The organism is Janibacter sp. YB324 (genome assembly GCF_014217915.1).
In the GTDB taxonomy this organism is placed as follows: domain Bacteria; phylum Actinomycetota; class Actinomycetes; order Actinomycetales; family Dermatophilaceae; genus Janibacter; species Janibacter indicus.
The window spans coordinates 765,406-779,881 of the sequence record NZ_CP060120.1 but is presented as its reverse complement, the minus strand read 5'-3'; the positions used below and the strand labels follow the sequence as shown (position 1 = coordinate 779,881).

The 14,476-nt window shown below is 71.5% G+C and carries 16 protein-coding genes; 7 read left to right on the top strand and 9 right to left on the bottom strand.

Features of this window, described 5'->3' with window-relative positions:
- Positions 1–9 precede the first annotated feature (9 nt).
- Positions 10–2,010 carry a hypothetical protein gene (locus H7A72_RS03855; RefSeq protein WP_185221691.1) on the top strand — a complete coding sequence of 667 codons (2,001 nt, stop codon included), beginning with the start codon at positions 10–12 and terminating at the stop codon, positions 2,008–2,010.
- Between the two features lie 19 nt (positions 2,011–2,029).
- Here the strand turns inward: H7A72_RS03855 and H7A72_RS03850 are convergent, their stop codons facing one another.
- From H7A72_RS03850 to H7A72_RS03840, 3 genes are all read right to left on the bottom strand, one after another.
- On the bottom strand, positions 2,030–3,289 hold the full coding sequence (locus tag H7A72_RS03850; RefSeq protein ID WP_185221690.1) for an HD-GYP domain-containing protein: 1,260 nt from the start codon (positions 3,287–3,289) through the stop codon (positions 2,030–2,032).
- Positions 3,289–4,383, bottom strand: coding sequence for an HD-GYP domain-containing protein (locus tag H7A72_RS03845; RefSeq protein ID WP_185221689.1), 1,095 nt, complete (start codon positions 4,381–4,383; stop codon positions 3,289–3,291). The genes H7A72_RS03850 and H7A72_RS03845 overlap by 1 nt, the downstream gene beginning before the upstream one ends.
- A gap of 149 nt (positions 4,384–4,532) precedes the next feature.
- The gene (locus H7A72_RS03840) at positions 4,533–4,718 is read right to left on the bottom strand and encodes a hypothetical protein (protein ID WP_125932774.1); all 186 of its coding nucleotides are present in this window, start codon (positions 4,716–4,718) and stop codon (positions 4,533–4,535) included.
- A gap of 128 nt (positions 4,719–4,846) precedes the next feature.
- Here H7A72_RS03840 and H7A72_RS17060 point away from each other — a divergent pair, with 128 nt between their 5' ends.
- A complete protein-coding gene (locus tag H7A72_RS17060; protein ID WP_370543570.1) occupies positions 4,847–4,921 on the top strand; it encodes a 50S ribosomal protein bL37 in 75 nt (24 codons plus the stop codon).
- 401 nt (positions 4,922–5,322) lie between these two features.
- Here H7A72_RS17060 and H7A72_RS03835 read toward each other — a convergent pair whose 3' ends face one another.
- A complete protein-coding gene (locus H7A72_RS03835) occupies positions 5,323–5,616 on the bottom strand; it encodes a GIY-YIG nuclease family protein (protein WP_185221688.1) in 294 nt (97 codons plus the stop codon).
- Between the two features lie 293 nt (positions 5,617–5,909).
- On the opposite strand from H7A72_RS03835, the gene H7A72_RS03830 reads away from it, so the two are divergent.
- The 3 genes from H7A72_RS03830 (at position 5,910) to galE (ending at position 7,991) form a co-directional block, all read left to right on the top strand.
- Complete coding sequence (locus H7A72_RS03830) at positions 5,910–6,560, top strand: sigma-70 family RNA polymerase sigma factor (RefSeq protein WP_305066844.1); 651 nt, start codon at positions 5,910–5,912, stop codon at positions 6,558–6,560.
- Positions 6,557–6,859 (top strand): mycothiol system anti-sigma-R factor, encoded by a 303-nt coding sequence (gene rsrA, locus H7A72_RS03825; protein WP_084449311.1) that lies wholly within the window; start codon positions 6,557–6,559, stop codon positions 6,857–6,859. The genes H7A72_RS03830 and rsrA overlap by 4 nt, the downstream gene beginning before the upstream one ends.
- A gap of 115 nt (positions 6,860–6,974) precedes the next feature.
- Positions 6,975–7,991, top strand: coding sequence for a UDP-glucose 4-epimerase GalE (gene galE / locus H7A72_RS03820; RefSeq protein ID WP_185221687.1), 1,017 nt, complete (start codon positions 6,975–6,977; stop codon positions 7,989–7,991).
- Between the two features lie 413 nt (positions 7,992–8,404).
- Here galE and H7A72_RS03815 read toward each other — a convergent pair whose 3' ends face one another.
- From H7A72_RS03815 to H7A72_RS03810, 3 genes are read right to left on the bottom strand one after another with little or no spacing between them, the layout of a single operon-like run.
- Positions 8,405–9,313: a fatty acid desaturase gene (locus H7A72_RS03815; RefSeq protein ID WP_370543557.1), complete on the bottom strand. Its 909-nt coding sequence runs from the start codon at positions 9,311–9,313 to the stop codon at positions 8,405–8,407.
- Between the two features lie 23 nt (positions 9,314–9,336).
- Positions 9,337–9,645, bottom strand: coding sequence for a hypothetical protein (locus tag H7A72_RS17055; protein ID WP_370543556.1), 309 nt, complete (start codon positions 9,643–9,645; stop codon positions 9,337–9,339).
- Position 9,646: 1 nt separating this feature from the next.
- Positions 9,647–10,759, bottom strand: a complete 1,113-nt coding sequence (locus tag H7A72_RS03810) for a ferredoxin reductase (RefSeq protein ID WP_185221686.1) — start codon at positions 10,757–10,759, stop codon at positions 9,647–9,649.
- Between the two features lie 186 nt (positions 10,760–10,945).
- On the opposite strand from H7A72_RS03810, the gene H7A72_RS03805 reads away from it, so the two are divergent.
- A complete protein-coding gene (locus H7A72_RS03805; protein WP_185221685.1) occupies positions 10,946–12,127 on the top strand; it encodes a CdaR family transcriptional regulator in 1,182 nt (393 codons plus the stop codon).
- Between the two features lie 239 nt (positions 12,128–12,366).
- Here the strand turns inward: H7A72_RS03805 and H7A72_RS03800 are convergent, their stop codons facing one another.
- On the bottom strand, positions 12,367–12,987 hold the full coding sequence (locus H7A72_RS03800) for an alpha/beta family hydrolase (protein WP_185221684.1): 621 nt from the start codon (positions 12,985–12,987) through the stop codon (positions 12,367–12,369).
- The gene (locus H7A72_RS03795) at positions 12,980–13,858 is read right to left on the bottom strand and encodes an SOS response-associated peptidase (protein WP_185221683.1); all 879 of its coding nucleotides are present in this window, start codon (positions 13,856–13,858) and stop codon (positions 12,980–12,982) included. Before H7A72_RS03795 ends, H7A72_RS03800 begins: the two co-directional genes overlap by 8 nt.
- Before the next feature lie 98 nt (positions 13,859–13,956).
- On the opposite strand from H7A72_RS03795, the gene H7A72_RS03790 reads away from it, so the two are divergent.
- On the top strand, positions 13,957–14,472 hold the full coding sequence (locus tag H7A72_RS03790; protein ID WP_185221682.1) for a DoxX family protein: 516 nt from the start codon (positions 13,957–13,959) through the stop codon (positions 14,470–14,472).
- Positions 14,473–14,476: the final 4 nt, after the last annotated feature.

Here is a 14,476-nt window from a genome sequence, read left to right as displayed (position 1 = left end):
GAGCAGCCCATGCACGCCCGCCCCCTCCTTGCCCTGCTGCTCTCCTGCGGACTCGCCGGCGGTGCCCTCGCCACGAGCGCACAGGCTGCCCCCGGGGCTGCCGACGACGCCCTCGTCCGGCTCACCGGTGAGGTGATGCGCACCTCCGTCGAGACGAAGGGGGGCGCCGCCTTCACCGCGCTCCGCGTGGGTGATCGCTTCGTCCCCGTGACCGGGGCGGGCGTCGACGACGTGCCCGTCGGATCGACCGCGACGGTCGACGTCGCCGTGCCGCAGGTGGTCACCGAGGCCGCCGAGGCCGACGGCACCTCGACGATCACCTCGCTCGGCGGGGAGGACACCCGACACGACCTCGGGCCCGACGACCTCGCGGCCGCCTCCGACAGCAGCCCGGCGCCCTCGTCGTCGGCCATCGGGCGGGCGACCCGCGATGCCGCCTTCGCTCCGGGCGCCAGCGCCCTGAGCGTCGACCGGCTCGTCACGACCCGTGCCTCGACCGCCGCCTACACGCCGGCCACCCGCCGGATCACCTATGTCGAGGTGACGCCGCGGGGCATGACGCGCCACCCCGTGACGAGCGCGGAGGCCACCGCCCAGGTCGCCGGTGCCGACGCCTACTGGCGCGACCAGTCCCGCAGCGAGCTCAAGATCGCGGCCCCGACGATCAAGCCGCGCTACACCTCGGCCTACTCGTGCGACACCGACCCGTGGGTCATCTGGAGCGAGGCGATGGAGCGCACCGGCTGGACCGGCAGCGCCAACTCCAGCCTCGTGCTGTCGATGCCGCCGGCGGCCTCCGACACCTACTGCGGCTACGGGCTCGGGTCGATCGGCGACACCCCCAACAGCGCCGGCTTCGTCAACGTCGCCGACCGCCTCCACCCCGTCCTGACCCACGAGATCGGGCACAACATGTCGCTCGGCCACGCCAACTTCCTCGTGTGCAGCGGCCGCAGCGACGCGGCCCGCTCCGGCAGCGGGTGGGCGAGCGGGTGCTTCGAGGACCCCTACGGCGACAGCCTCGACAACATGGGCGGGGCCGGCTCCGACGAGCCCCACGCACCGATGCTCTCCTCCCCGCACGCGATCCGCACCGGCATGCTCTCCTCGGCGGCCACGGTCACCGCGGGGTCGGGCACGACGCGCGTGACCCTGCTGCCGATGTCGGGTCGCGCGGGCATCCGCGCGGCGAAGGTCAAGGACGTCTCGACCGGCGTCACCTACTACGTCGAGTACCGCACGCCGACCGGCCGCGACGCCTCCAACGTCTGGGGCATGGCGACCGGGGTGCGCGTGCTGCGCGTCGGCCCCGACCAGTCCTCCGTGCTGCTCGACCCCACACCCACGAGCGGCTGGGACCCCGACGCGGTGCTCACCCCCGGCCGCAGCGTGACGAGCTACGGCGGTCGGGTGCGGGTGACGACGGTGTCGACGTCGTCGACGCAGGCGGTCGTCGACATCAGCAACAACACCACGCTGGGCACGTTCACCGTCAAGTCCTCGCCGCGCATCACCGGGACGAAGGGGGTCGGCAAGACCCTCACCGCGTCGACCGGCTCGTGGTCGCCGACGCCGTCGTCCTACTCCTACCGGTGGAGGCGCAACGGTGTCGCGATCTCCGGGGCGACCGGTCGCACCTACAGGGCCAAGACCGCCGATGCCGGCCGCTACCTGACGGTGACGGTGACGGCCAAGCGCAGCGGCTACACCTCGCGCGTTGTGACCTCGGGCAAGGCCGGGATCCCGATCCACGCGACGACCCGCCCCTACATCTCCGGCACGCCCAAGGCCGGGCGCTCCTCGACGGTCATGGTCGGGTCGTGGACGCCCATGCCGACGAGCTACTCCTACCAGTGGTACCGCAACGGCGTGAGCATCAGCGGCGCGACGGCCAAGACCTACACGGCGCGCTCCGTCGACCGGGGCAAGAAGCTCCAGGTCAAGGTCATCGCCCGCCGGTCCGGCTACTCCACGGGCATTGTGACGACCTACAGCAAGACGGTGCAGTAGCGCGGTCGGTGCGCGCCGCTCAGTGGGCGCCCAGGGCGCGCTCGAGGGCGGCGACGACCTCGGGGTCGTAGTCGTAGCCCAGGCCCAGGTGCAGCCGCTCGAGGGCGACGGCGCGGGCGCGGGATGAGACCGCGCCCTCGGTGATGTCGTCCCAGGCGTTGGCGACCCGCACGATGCGCGAAGGGAGCGGGATCCGCTCGCCGAACTCGCGGGCCCGACGGAAGGGCGTGCGCACCTGGTCGAGATAGGGCGTGAGCTCGGCGAGCTGCGGGGTGCCCGCGATGACCCGCGTGACCGAGCGGGCCATCACCGCCTCCTCCGAGGTGCTCGCGTGGATCGTCGCCCCTGTGCGCAGCGGCTCCTTGAGCCCGAGCTGGCCCACGTCGTGCAGCAGCGCGGTGCGCTCGATGTCGCGCAGCATCGCGACGTCGACAGCCATCTCCCGGCCGATGGAGACGCTGAGGTCGGCGACCCGCTGGACGTGCCCGGCACGGGTCAGCTCGGTGATCTCGCTGAAGCGGGACAGGGCGATCAAGGCCTCCTCCATGGCCTGGCGGGTGGCGACGACGCGCTGGACCGAGAGGTAGCTGAGCAGCACCGGGAGGATGAGGAGCGGGGTGGCGGCCCAGTCGAGCACCGGGCTGGCGAGCGCGATGAGCGGGCCGGTGGCGACCGTCGCCATGGAGATGCCGGCGAGGGGGCCGACCTCCGCCGCCACGACGTGGGCGAGCCGGCCGCGCTGCCCGATCCACGCGACAAGGTTGTCGAGCACCCGCTCGACGAGGCCGCCCGCGAGCGCGGCGAGGAGCAGGCCGAGGGCGCCGAGGGCCGCGTTGGTCTGCGCGTCGAAGGCCCACTCGACGAGCGTCTGCCCGTCGGTGACGATGCCGCGAGCGATGAGTGTCGTCACGGCCATGCCGAGGAAGCGCGAGCCCAACGAGCCCTCGACGACCGACAGCCCCCGCAGGCGTGCGATGAGCCCGCCGAGCAGGATGCACAGCCACACCACGGCGAGGACTGTCCACGCCGAGAGCCGCACGCCGCTGGCGGCCAGTGGGGTGAGGATGAATCCGAGCGCCGGCGCCGTCGTCAGCGGCGCGATGACCCTGCCCGAGATGCGCATCGGCAGCTGCTCCCCGAGGACGATCGCGACCAAGGCGACGACCGTCAGCGGTCTGATCTGTTCCTCGGTGACGTCGGCGCGCAGCGCCGCGACCGACCCGAGCAGGACGGCGACGGCGAAGAGCACCAGGCCCGGCCGGCGAGCCACCGCGGCCATCAGACGACTCCCCGCCGCGGCAGCTGGTCACGCTCGAGCGCGCGCCGCAGGGCGGCCACGCAGTGCTCGTCGAGGCTCTCCCCGACCATCCGCTCGCAGTGGGCTACGGCCTCTGCCGGGGACCCCCCTTCGGCCACGTGGTGGCCCCACGTGTCGGCGACGGCGAGCACCCGGCCACCGAGCGGGATGTCGGCGCCGCGCAGACCGTGCGGGTGCCCGAGGCCGTCGACGCGCTCGTGGTGGGCGGCGATGAGGTCGAGTGGCTCGCGCAGGAAGGTCACCGACCCCACGACCTGGGCAGCCGCCTCCGGGTGGTCACGCCGGACGATCGCCGGCGGCGCCCCGTCGAGGGCGAGCATGCCGACGTCGCGCAGGCGGGCCGCCGTGGCGATCTCGTCGACCTCGGCCGAACCCATGCCCATGCCCGTGGCGACAGCACTCGCCGCCCCGGTCACGAGCCGGGTCTCCTCGGCCGCTCCGGGGTGGCGCAGGTCGAGGGCTTCGACGAAGGGGGTGAGCAGCGCGTGACGGGTGGACCACTCCGTGGCGTGCGTGTGCAGACCCCACTGGATGACGAGGATGGCGGGGAGGAAGAGGACAGCGGAGGCCAGGCCGAGACCGGCAAAGGCCCAGAGGACGACGAGCAGGTAGGCCGCGATCGCATAGCTCGAGTAGGAGGAGACGACCTGCGGCACGAGGTCGGCGATGATCGCGCGCAGCGATCCGGCCGAGCTGAGCTGGATGACGACCGCGAGCAGGGCGCCGTTGACCATGCCTGCTGCGGCCGCCGCGAGGCCCATCTGGACGCCGAGCGCTTCCGGGCGGATGGGGCTGGCTGGCCCCAGGATGACTCCCCCGGCGGCTTCGTAGACGAGGCTGCCGATGAGGATGTAGGTGACGCGTTGGCTGAGGTTGAAGACGCGTTTGACCAGCTCGTTGCGATCGGCGATGACGGGCAGGACCGCGATGATCGCGGCACCCACGGGTCCGAGCAGGGGGATCGCGGAGATCTGCACGATGCCGGAGGTGGAGAACTGCAGGGCCCCGATGGCCTGCGGTCGACCGACGGCGGCGACGACACCGATGACGAGCATGGCGAAGAGCCAGCTCAGGTGCTGCGGAGGACCTGATCGAACCCAGACCCAGATCAGCAGCCCTCCCGCGAGGGCCGTCGTGGCCGCGACGAAGACCCAGATCGCCCGGTGGGGTTCAGGCGATCTGGGTACTACGTGGTCTCGTGCGCTCAGACGTCGGTGGACGAGCTCGGCTCGGGCAGAGCCCAATCGATGTTGGGCGCGTTCTGCGTCGCCCAGTCGATGTTACGGTCCTGGCTGCCAGCCCAGTCGATGTTGCGCGCAAAGGCGTAGTTGCCAGCGATGGTCAGACCCAGAGTCGTCGCGCCGAGGAGCGCCATGGTGATCTTCTTCACGAGCCCCATGATGCCACCTCATGGGGGTGGGTCACTAGCACGACGTGAGTCGTGATCCGAGCGTTGTGTCAGAATGACCGCCTGTATTCGGTCCCAGTCGGCTGGGACACCACAGTCAAGGAGTCACCATGAGCAAGCGCGCCCGCAAGCGTCGCTCCCGCAAGGGCAAGGCCGCCAACCACGGCAAGAAGCCCAACAGCTGAGCACTGCACCACCTGTCGAAGGGGGCCGCACCGGATCACCGGTGCGGCCCCCTTCACGTTGGTCGAGCGCAAGGCCGCCCGCGGCCGAGCCTCGAGACCCGGTCCCACGCTGGTCGAGGTGCAAGGCCGCCCGCGGCCGAGCCTCGAGACCCGGTCCCACGCTGGTCGAGGTGCAAGGCCGCCCGCGGCCGAGCCTCGAGACCCGGTCCCACGCTGGTCGAGGTGCAAGGCCGTCCGCGGCCGAGCCTCGAGACCTGGTGAGACGCATCCGCAGCCTCACCGGGTCTCGAGGGCCCTCGCAGAGCGCGGACCACCTCGACCAACGTGGGGGTCTCGAGGGCCCTCGCAGAGCTCGGGCCACCTCGACCAACGTGGGGGGCCACCTCGACCAACGTGGGGCGTCAGGCCGGCGGGCGACCTCCCCTTCGCCGTGACGCCTGCTGGATCGCCTCCCAATCACCGCGCATCAGTGCCTCGCGCTTCCTGCGAGACCACCCTTGGATCCTCTTCTCCCACGCATAGGCCTCGGCGATGCTGTCCGTCGCCTGTGCCCAGCGAAGCGTGACGGGCAGCCGACGACTGGTGTACTTCGCTCCCTTGCCGGACGCGTGCTGCTGCAACCTCGCCTCGAGGTCCCATGTGCTGCCGACGTAGTAGGAACCATCGGAGCATTCGAGGATGTAGACGTGGGGCATGTCCTGATTGCACCCGAAGCGCGTGGAGGCGGGGGGCGGTTTTCCACAGGTGGCCGGTCTCGAGCCTCACCAGGTCTCGAGGGCCCTCGCAGGGCTCGGGCCACCTCGACCAACGTGGACGGGTCTCGAGGGCCCTCGCAGAGCTCGGGCCACCTCGACCAACGTGGGGGGCCGGGAATGGGGACGGGCATCGGGCTGTTGGACAGCGGGAAGACATGCCGCGAAGGACAGGAGTCCAGGTGCTCGTACTGCACGCCGGAGAGCGCACCGCCACCCCGCTAGGGTGGAGCGCGATGACTGAGCCCACGACCGACGAGATGGCGGCGCAGGCCGAGGCCGATGCCGCCGTCGACGTCGCCTCCGAGACCACCGAGCAGCGACGCGCGCGCTTCGAGCGCGAGGCGATGCCGCTGCTCGACCAGCTGTACTCGGCGGCCCTGCGCACCACGCGCAACCCCACCGACGCCGAGGACCTCGTCCAGGAGACCTACGCCAAGGCCTTCGCGGCCTTCCACCAGTACCGGCCGGGGACCAACCTCAAGGCGTGGATGTACCGCATCCTCACCAACACCTACATCAACACCTACCGCAAGAAGCAGCGCGAGCCGAAGCAGTCCGACGCCCCCGAGGTCGAGGACTACCAGCTGCACAAGGCGGAGCAGCACACCAGCCGTGGCCTGCGCTCGGCGGAGGTCGAGGCGCTTGACCGCATGCCCGACACGCAGGTCAAGCGCGCCCTGCAGGAGCTGCCCGACGACTTCCGGATGGCGGTCTACCTCGCCGACGTCGAGGGCTTCGCCTACAAAGAGATCGCCGAGATCATGGGCACGCCCATCGGCACCGTCATGTCCCGCCTGCACCGTGGCCGTCGCCAGCTCCGCGAAAAGCTCACCGACTACGCCGCCGAGCGCGGCGTCGCCGCGGCGAAGGAGAGCCAGGCATGAGCCACGACGCCGAGCACATGGACTGCTCCCAGGCGCTCTACCGGATGATGGAGTACGTCGACGGCGAGATGACCGCCGACGACACCCGGCTCCTCGCTGAGCACCTCACCTCCTGCGCCCCCTGCCTCGCCGAGCACGACCTCGACAAGGTCCTGCGTGACGTCGTCCACCGCTCCTGCGCCCAGGAGCAGGCGCCGCCGCAGCTGCGCGCGACGATCATGCAGCGCATCACGACGATCTGCGACAACGGGTCGTGGACAGAGGTGACACAGGTCCGGCACATCTCGACCGAGGGCTGAGCGGGGGTCTCGAGGCTCGCAAGCTCGCACCTCGACCACCGGGGGGCCACAAGCTCGCACCTCGACCACCGAAGGCGCACAGCGGGGACAAAGCCGGTCTCATTACAGTGAGCGCATGCGCGTCCTCGTCACCGGCGGAGCCGGCTACATCGGCTCCCACACCGTCGTCCAGCTCGTCGCCGCGGGCCACCAGCCCGTCGTCGTCGACAGCTTCGTCAACTCCCGCCCGAGCGTCATCGCGCGCCTCGAGGAGCTGACCGGCGAGCAGATCGAGACCCACTCCTTCGACCTGCGCGACGCCGACAAGACATCGGCGCTCTTCGCCGAGGGCGGCTTCGACGCGGTGATCCACTTCGCCGGGCTCAAGGCCGTCGGCGAGTCCTCGCAGATCCCGCTGGAGTACTACGACAACAACCTCGGCACGACCTTTTCGCTCATGCGGGCGATGGAGCACCACGGGGTGCGTCGACTCGTCTTCTCCTCGTCAGCAACCGTCTACGGCGAGACAGAGACCGTCCCCATGCCCGAGGACCTCCCGACCAGCGCCACCAACCCCTATGGCTGGACCAAGGTCATGCAGGAGCAGATCCTGCGGGACGTTGCAGCCACGGGCGCCGCGCAGGTGGCCCTGCTGCGCTACTTCAACCCCGTCGGCGCGCACCCCTCCGGCCGCATCGGCGAGGACCCGCAGGGCGTGCCCAACAACCTCATGCCCTTCATCGCGCAGGTCGCGGTCGGACGAAGGGAGCGCCTCCAGGTCTTCGGCGACGACTACCCCACGCCGGACGGGACCCCCCTTCGCGACTACATCCACGTCGAGGACCTCGCGGCCGGCCACGTCGCCGCCCTGCAATACCTCGACGCGCACCCGGACGTCGCCGTGCGCGAGTGGAACCTCGGGACCGGGCACGGCACATCGGTGCTCGAGATGGTTGCGGCCTTCGAGGCGGGCAGCGGACGCGAGGTGCCCTACGACGTGGTCAGCCGGCGCCCGGGCGATCTCGCGGCCGTCTACGCCGACCCGACCCGCGCCGAGACCGAGCTGGGCTGGCGGGCCGAGCGCACCATCGAGCAGATGTGCGCCGACACCTGGCGGTGGCAGTCGGGCAACCCGCAGGGCTACCCGGGCTGAGGCCGCTGGACCGATCCACTGGCAGCGCGTCGGACTGCAGTTCACCCGGACGAAGGGGGAAGACCCCCGGTATTCCGGGGCAGGAGTCGGGGGTCACGCTCGAACCGCAGCGCGACACGCCACGACGGGTCAGCTTGGGCAGGTCGTGTCCGCCCGGACACGGCAAAGGGCGGCTACTCGAGGGAGTAGCCGCCCTGTGTTGGCCTTCGCCCCGTGGTCTCGAGGCTCGTACCTCGCACCTCGACCAACGTTGGCGCGAGCCTGGTCTCGAGGCTCGTACCTCGCACCTCGACCAACGTTGGCGCGAGCCTGGTCTCGAGGCTCGTACCTCGCACCTCGACCAACGTTGGCGCGAGCCTGGTCTCGAGGCTCCTCGCTGCGCTCGTCGCACCTCGACCAACGTGGGGGTCGGGTCAGGCCGGGCGGAAGCGGGTGGCGCGCGCCCGCGCCTTCAGGCCCTTCATCCCCTTCGTCCGCAGGATGTGGACGGTCTGCCGCAGCGAGGTGTCGTTGGGCAGGGAGAGGCGGATGATCTCGCTCCACGCCGAGCCGACCTGGCGGTGCAGCGGGCCCGTGACGTAGTCGAGGCCGTAGCGGTCGAAGAGCGCCTGGATGCGCGGCGCGATCTCCTGGTAGCGGCGGCTCGGCATGTCCGGGAAGAGGTGGTGCTCGATCTGGTAGCTGAGGTTGCCCGTCGCGATGTGCATGGCCTTCGACCCCGAGATGTTGGCGGAGCCGAGCATCTGGCGCAGGTACCACTCGCCGCGGGTCTCCCCGTCGATCGAGGTCTTGGTGAAGGTCTTGACCCCCGCCGGGAAGTGGCCGCACATGATGACCGAGTGCGTCCAGTAGTTGCGCACGATGTTGGAGACGAAGTTCGCGGCGAGGGTGGAGAGGAAGTTCGGGCCGGACAGCAGCGGGAAGAGCAGGTAGTCCTTCGCGGCCTGCTTCTTGATCTTGTTGACCACCTGCTTGGCCTCGGCCTGCCACTGCGGGTTGTCCTTGCGCGTCTTCCAGTTGGCGCCGAGCTCGAGGTCGTAGGCGGCGATCCCGTACTCGAAGAAGGTCGCGTTGACGAAGTTGAGCAGCGGCTGCGCGAGGTAGGCCGGGTACCACTTCTGGGCGTCGTCGACCCGCATGATCCCGTAGCCGAGGTCGTTGTCGTGGCCGACGACGTTGGTGTAGGTGTGGTGGACCTTGTTGTGGCTGTTCTTCCAGTGGTCGGCGGGGGTGACGTTGTCCCACTCCCACACCGACGAGTGGATCTTGGGGTCGCGCATCCAGTCCCACTGGCCGTGGATGATGTTGTGCCCGATCTCCATGTTGTCGAGGATCTTGGCGACGCTCAGCCCGCGGTCCCGGCGACCCAGGCGATGGGGTTGCCGCTGAAGAGCAGCACCGCGCGCGAGCCCATCTCGAGGTAGCGCTGGGTGGTGATCATCCGGCGGATGTAGCGGGCGTCGCTCTCGCCGAGGTCGTCCATGACCGAGGCGCGGATCTCGTCGAGCTCGCGCCCGATCTCCTCGATGTCCTCGGGGGTGAGGTGGGCGATGGGGTCGTCCGTCGCGTTGACGCGGGTGTGGACGACCTCGGACCGTCCGCCGGTGATGCGGGCGTCGGTGGTGCGGGGGGTGCGCTCGAGGGTGGCAGTCATGTCAGCTCTCCGTCGTCTCGATCGTGCAGGAGCCGGCGACCGCGGAGATGCAGGTCTGCACCTTGACCGCGGGGTCGTCGGGCGTGGTCGTGGTCAGCTCGCCGGTGCGCAGGTCGCGCACGGAGCCGTCGGTCATGGGCAGGACGCAGCCGAAGCAGATGCCCATGCGGCAGCCGCTCGGCATGAGGACGCCGGCGTCCTCGGCGGCGTCGAGGATGGTGGTGCCGCCGTCGAGGTCGAGCGTGGTCGTCTCCGGACCGACGCGAAGGGAGGCGGTCCCCCCTTCGCCCGCCTCGACGATGCTCGGCCGGAAGCGCTCCACGTGGAGCAGCTCGGTGTGGCCGTGCGCGGCGTAGTGCTCCTCGAAGGCGTCGAGCATCGGGGTGGGCCCGCAGATCCACGTCTCGCGCTCGCGCCAGTCGGGGACGACGGTGTCGAGCTCGTCGGGGGTGAGCATGCCCTCCTCGTCGGTGTGCCGCACGATGGCGCGCACGCCGGTCGGGGCGTCGGCGAGCTCGCGGGCGAAGATCACGTCGTCGGCCGTCGGCGCGGAGTGCGCGTGAATGACGTCGAGACCGTCGAAGTCGTGGTTGCGCAGCATGCCCATGACCGGCGTGATGCCGGAGCCGCCGGTGAGGAAGAGGACCTTGGCCGGGACCGACTGCGGCAGGACGAAGTCACCGCTCGCTTGGTCGATCTGGATGATCGTGCCCGGCGTGGCGCGGTGGACGAGGTGCTGGGAGACGAGGCCGTCGGGCATCGCCTTGACGGTGATCGAGATCAGGCCGTCACGGGCGCTCGTGTCGGAGGTCAAGGAGTAGGCGCGCCAGTGGCGCACGCCGTCGACGTCGACGCCGACGCGGATGTACTGGCCCGGCGCGTGGCCCTGCCAGTCGCGGCCGGGGCGGATGGTGATCGTCGCGGCGTCGCGGGTCTCGGGCGTGATCGCCACGATCCGGCCGCGCAGGTCGGCCCCGGAGCGAAGGGGGGCGAAGAGGTCGAGGTAGTCCTCCGGGATCACCGGAGTGGCCAGGCCGCGGGCGATGCGGGCGGCGGTGTCGCGAAGCGAGCGCGCGCTCTCCCCGGCGCGGTAGCGGGACGCTGTTGCTGTCATGTCTCCATCCTCTCGGCTCAACCCCTGCCCCTCGCTGTCCTTCGCGGGTAGGGTTTGGGGCAGGGTTTTGTTCGCTCGGGACAAGGGGGTCTCGAGGCTCGGCCGCGGGCGGCCTCGCACCTCGACCGACGGGGTGGGGCGGCCTCGCACCGCGACCGACGAGGGGCGGTGACGAAGGGAGCGGCAGTGGCAGCAGCAGGGTCCGGGCGCACGGCCCGGCAGGCGGCCGGGCTGGTGCTCGACGAGGCGACCGTCGACGCCCTTCGCGCACAGCTGCCGAGGGTCGCCTCGGTCGTCGTCGCCGAGGTCATGCAGCAGGTCCCCGCCTACGACGTGCCCTTCCAGGGGCAGATGGGCAAGATCATCGAGCGGGCGGTGCAGGTCTCGCTCGCCAGCTTCGTCACGCTCGCGGCGGGCGCGGCCCCGCAGGGCGCCCCCGTCGGGGTGGGTGTCGCCGCCGCGCGCGAGCTGGGGCAGGCCGAGGCCCAGCGGGGCCGCCCCGTCGAGGCCCTGCTGTCCGCCTATCGCGTCGGCGCGAGCGCCGCGTGGCGCGAGCTGTCGGTCGAGGCCATCGCGGCCGGGGTCGACGCCGCGACCCTGGGGCGCTTCGCCGAGCTGGTCTTCACCTACATCGACGAGCTGTCGGCCGCGTCGGTCGCCGGGCACAACCAGCAGACGAGCAGCGCAGAGCGCGAGCGCCTCGTCCAGCTCGACCGCCTGACCCGGGGGCTGCTCACCGGCCTGCCGGAGTCGGCACTCGACGAAGCGGTCGCCGCGGCCGGCTGGGTACCGCCGCGCACCCTGACCGCGGTGCTCGTCGAGCGCGATCGGGTGCTCACCACCGCGGGCGTGCTCGACCCGCGCACGCTGACCCTCGCCGAGGACCTGCCCGGCGCCGACGACCACGCCGTCCTGCTCGTCCCCGACAGCGGCGGGCGCTCGCGGGCGCGACTGCTCGAGGTCCTCGCGGGGCACGACGCGGTCGTCGGACCTGCCCGCCCCTGGGCCGAGGTCTCCGGGTCCTACGCCCGCGCCCTCTCGGCCGTGGCGCTCGGCCGCTCAGGTGTCCTCGACACCGACGCCGTGCTGCCGGAGCTCGTCCTCCACGCCGACCCGACTGCCCTGGCCGACCTGCGCGAGGTGACGTTGGCTCCCTTCGCCGACCTGCCGGAGGAGACCGCCGAGCGGCTCAAGGACACGCTGCGCGCCTGGCTGCTCCTGCAGGGGCGGCGCGAGCTCGTCGCCGAGACGCTGCACGTGCACCCGCAGACCGTGCGCTACCGGATGAACCAGGTCCGCGACCTCTACGGCGAGCGCCTCGCCGACCCCGACGAGGTGTTCGCCCTGGTGCTCGCGCTGGGGCGGTGACTCCTTCGAGACGCTGCGGCCGCGGGCGGCCCCGCTCCTCAGGGGCAGGCAGGCTCAGGGCCGGGAAGAGTGCGGATGGCCGGGAAGACAGAGGATGGCCGGGCAATAGCTCGGCCATGTCCGGATTTCCCGGCCATGCTGGTGCTTCCCGGCCATTCGACCGGGCCGAGCCCGCTGATTCATCGCACGAGTCAGGGCCGTAGCCGCCGTCTTCGGGCCTCGATCCTCGACCCGCGAGTTCAGGTCCAGTGCGCGAGCACGGCGTCGGCGACCGCGCCGCCGCCGGTGAAGGAGTGGGTGCCGGGGGCCTCGTCGACGCGCACGTCGGCAGCCTTGTCCCCCAAGGCTGCTCGCACGTCATCCGGCGTCCCGAAGGGGTCCTTCGCCCCCTGCACCACCTGCACGGGCAGCCCCGCCTCGACCGGCAGGAGCAGCTCGTGGATGCGGGACTTGTCCGGCCCCTTACCGGGCGGCACGAGCGGGAAGCTCAAGGCGAGCACACCCTCGGCCCCGAGCTCCGCCGCCAGCCGGCACGCGACCCGCGCGCCGGCACTGCGGCCGCCGAAGACGACCCGCTCCGCCAGCAAGTCCCGCACACCCGCGACGATCTCGCGCCACGCGGCGTCGAGCTTGGGCGGCATGGGCGCGACCTTCTTGCCCGCGACCCGCCACGGCATCTCGACGAGCGCCACCTGCCAGCCGGCCTCGGGCAGGCGGGCCGCGATGGCCGAGAGGTCCTTGGCACCGATCCCTCCGCCGGCGCCGTGGGTGAGCAGCAGCGTGCCGAAGGGGGTGCCCGTCGCCTCGTGCAGGTGGACGCGGGCGGGGCCCTGGGCGGTGGGGGTTTCGAGCTCAACCATCGGGGTTGATCACCTCGCCGGTCTCGGGGTCGACGACGCCGACGAGCTGGTCGCGGGAGAGCGGCTCGAGCAGGCCGGGGCCGTTGTTGCGGGTGACGCCGACGGCCGGCGAGATCGGGTGGGCCGCGAAGCGCCCCGGCTGCGCGAAGGAGAGCAGCTCCCCCACCTCGCCCGTGTCCGTGAGCGTCGGGTCGAGCCAGCGGTCCCAGTCCTCGCGCTCGAGCACGAGCGGCTGCCGGTCGTGGATGCGGTCCATGCCCGGGTCCGCCGTGGTGGTGATGATCGTGAAGGTCGTGAGCCACGCGTCGGGGTCGTCACCGGCCGCGACCGCCGGGTCGCGCCAGAACTCGTAGAGCCCCGCGAAGGCGACCGGCGCGTCGTCGCCGCGGTGGATGAAGAAGGGCTGCTTGCGCGGCTTGCCCTTGGCGTCCGTGGCCACCGGCGAGACCTGCCACTCGTACCAGCCCGCGGCCGGGACGATGCACCGGCGGCTGGCCGCCGCCTTGGCGAAGGCCGGCTTGTCGAGGAGGGTCTCGGCGCGGGCATTGGTCATCCGCAGGCCGACCTTGGTCTCCTTCGCCCACGACGGCACGAGACCCCAGGTGAGCAGTCGCAGCTGACGCACCCCCACCTCCGGTTCGTGAGGTGCGAGGGCCTCCGGGCCCGAGCCTCGAAGGGCCCCCTTCGGCACGCGGGTGAGGACGACCGGAGCCTGCTTGGTCGGCGCCATGTTGAAGTCAGGGGTGCCCGCCGGCGGGTCCTGGGGCGACTTGAGGATCGAGCGCGAGGGCTCACCGACGCGGTCCGCGTCGATCTCGAACTCCTCGATCAGGTCGTCGGGGTTGGCCGTGGCCGCATATCGTCCGCACACCCCTCCGAGACTAGGCCCACCGCCGATCCCGACTACGGTAGGAGGCGTACCCGCCGGGAGACTCCCGGTGACCACACGACGACAAGGAGCCATCACCCATGATCGTTCGTCGCATCGCCCGTCCCATGCTCGCCGGAATCTTCGTCTGGGGCGGCATCAACGCCCTGCGCTACCCCAGTGCCCACGTCCCCGCGGCCGAGCCTGTCACCAAGCCCCTGGCGACCAAGACCCAGCTGCCCGACGACACCGAGCTGCTCGTGCGCGCCAACGGCGCCGCGATGGTCGCCGGCGGCGCGCTCCTCGCCACCGGCAAGGCCCCCCGCCTGGCCTCCGCGCTGCTCCTCGGGACGATGGTCCCGACGACCGCGACCCACAACTTCTGGGCCGAGTCCGACCCCCAGGCCAAGGCGGGCAAGCTCACCCAGTTCATCAAGGACGTCAGCCTCATGGGCGGGCTGATCCTCGCCGCGGTCGACACCGAGGGCAAGCCCGGCGTCGCCTACCGCGCCAAGCTCGCCGGCGAAGGCATCGAGCGCACCGCCCGCCAGGCCCGCAAGTCCGCGGCCCGCGAGGCCAAGCTCGCCGCCCTCCAGGCGAAGCAGGCGGTGTCCTGACCGG

What these genes read in the sequence shown, in the direction of transcription:
- H7A72_RS03810 (WP_185221686.1), bottom strand. Translation starts at nt 10,759, where the DNA reads ATGACAGCAACAGCGTCCCGCTACCGCGCCGGGGAGAGCGCGCGCTCG.
- H7A72_RS03790 (WP_185221682.1), top strand. Translation starts at nt 13,957, where the DNA reads ATGATCGTTCGTCGCATCGCCCGTCCCATGCTCGCCGGAATCTTCGTC.
- H7A72_RS03815 (WP_370543557.1), bottom strand. Translation starts at nt 9,313, where the DNA reads ATGGAGATCGGGCACAACATCATCCACGGCCAGTGGGACTGGATGCGC.
- H7A72_RS17055 (WP_370543556.1), bottom strand. Translation starts at nt 9,645, where the DNA reads ATGACTGCCACCCTCGAGCGCACCCCCCGCACCACCGACGCCCGCATC.
- galE (WP_185221687.1), top strand. Translation starts at nt 6,975, where the DNA reads ATGCGCGTCCTCGTCACCGGCGGAGCCGGCTACATCGGCTCCCACACC.
- H7A72_RS03835 (WP_185221688.1), bottom strand. Translation starts at nt 5,616, where the DNA reads ATGCCCCACGTCTACATCCTCGAATGCTCCGATGGTTCCTACTACGTC.
- H7A72_RS03845 (WP_185221689.1), bottom strand. Translation starts at nt 4,383, where the DNA reads ATGCTCGTCATCGGTGTCGTCGCCGCCGTCGGTCGACCGCAGGCCATC.
- H7A72_RS03830 (WP_305066844.1), top strand. Translation starts at nt 5,910, where the DNA reads ATGACTGAGCCCACGACCGACGAGATGGCGGCGCAGGCCGAGGCCGAT.
- H7A72_RS03800 (WP_185221684.1), bottom strand. Translation starts at nt 12,987, where the DNA reads ATGGTTGAGCTCGAAACCCCCACCGCCCAGGGCCCCGCCCGCGTCCAC.
- H7A72_RS03850 (WP_185221690.1), bottom strand. Translation starts at nt 3,289, where the DNA reads ATGGCCGCGGTGGCTCGCCGGCCGGGCCTGGTGCTCTTCGCCGTCGCC.
- rsrA (WP_084449311.1), top strand. Translation starts at nt 6,557, where the DNA reads ATGAGCCACGACGCCGAGCACATGGACTGCTCCCAGGCGCTCTACCGG.
- H7A72_RS03855 (WP_185221691.1), top strand. Translation starts at nt 10, where the DNA reads ATGCACGCCCGCCCCCTCCTTGCCCTGCTGCTCTCCTGCGGACTCGCC.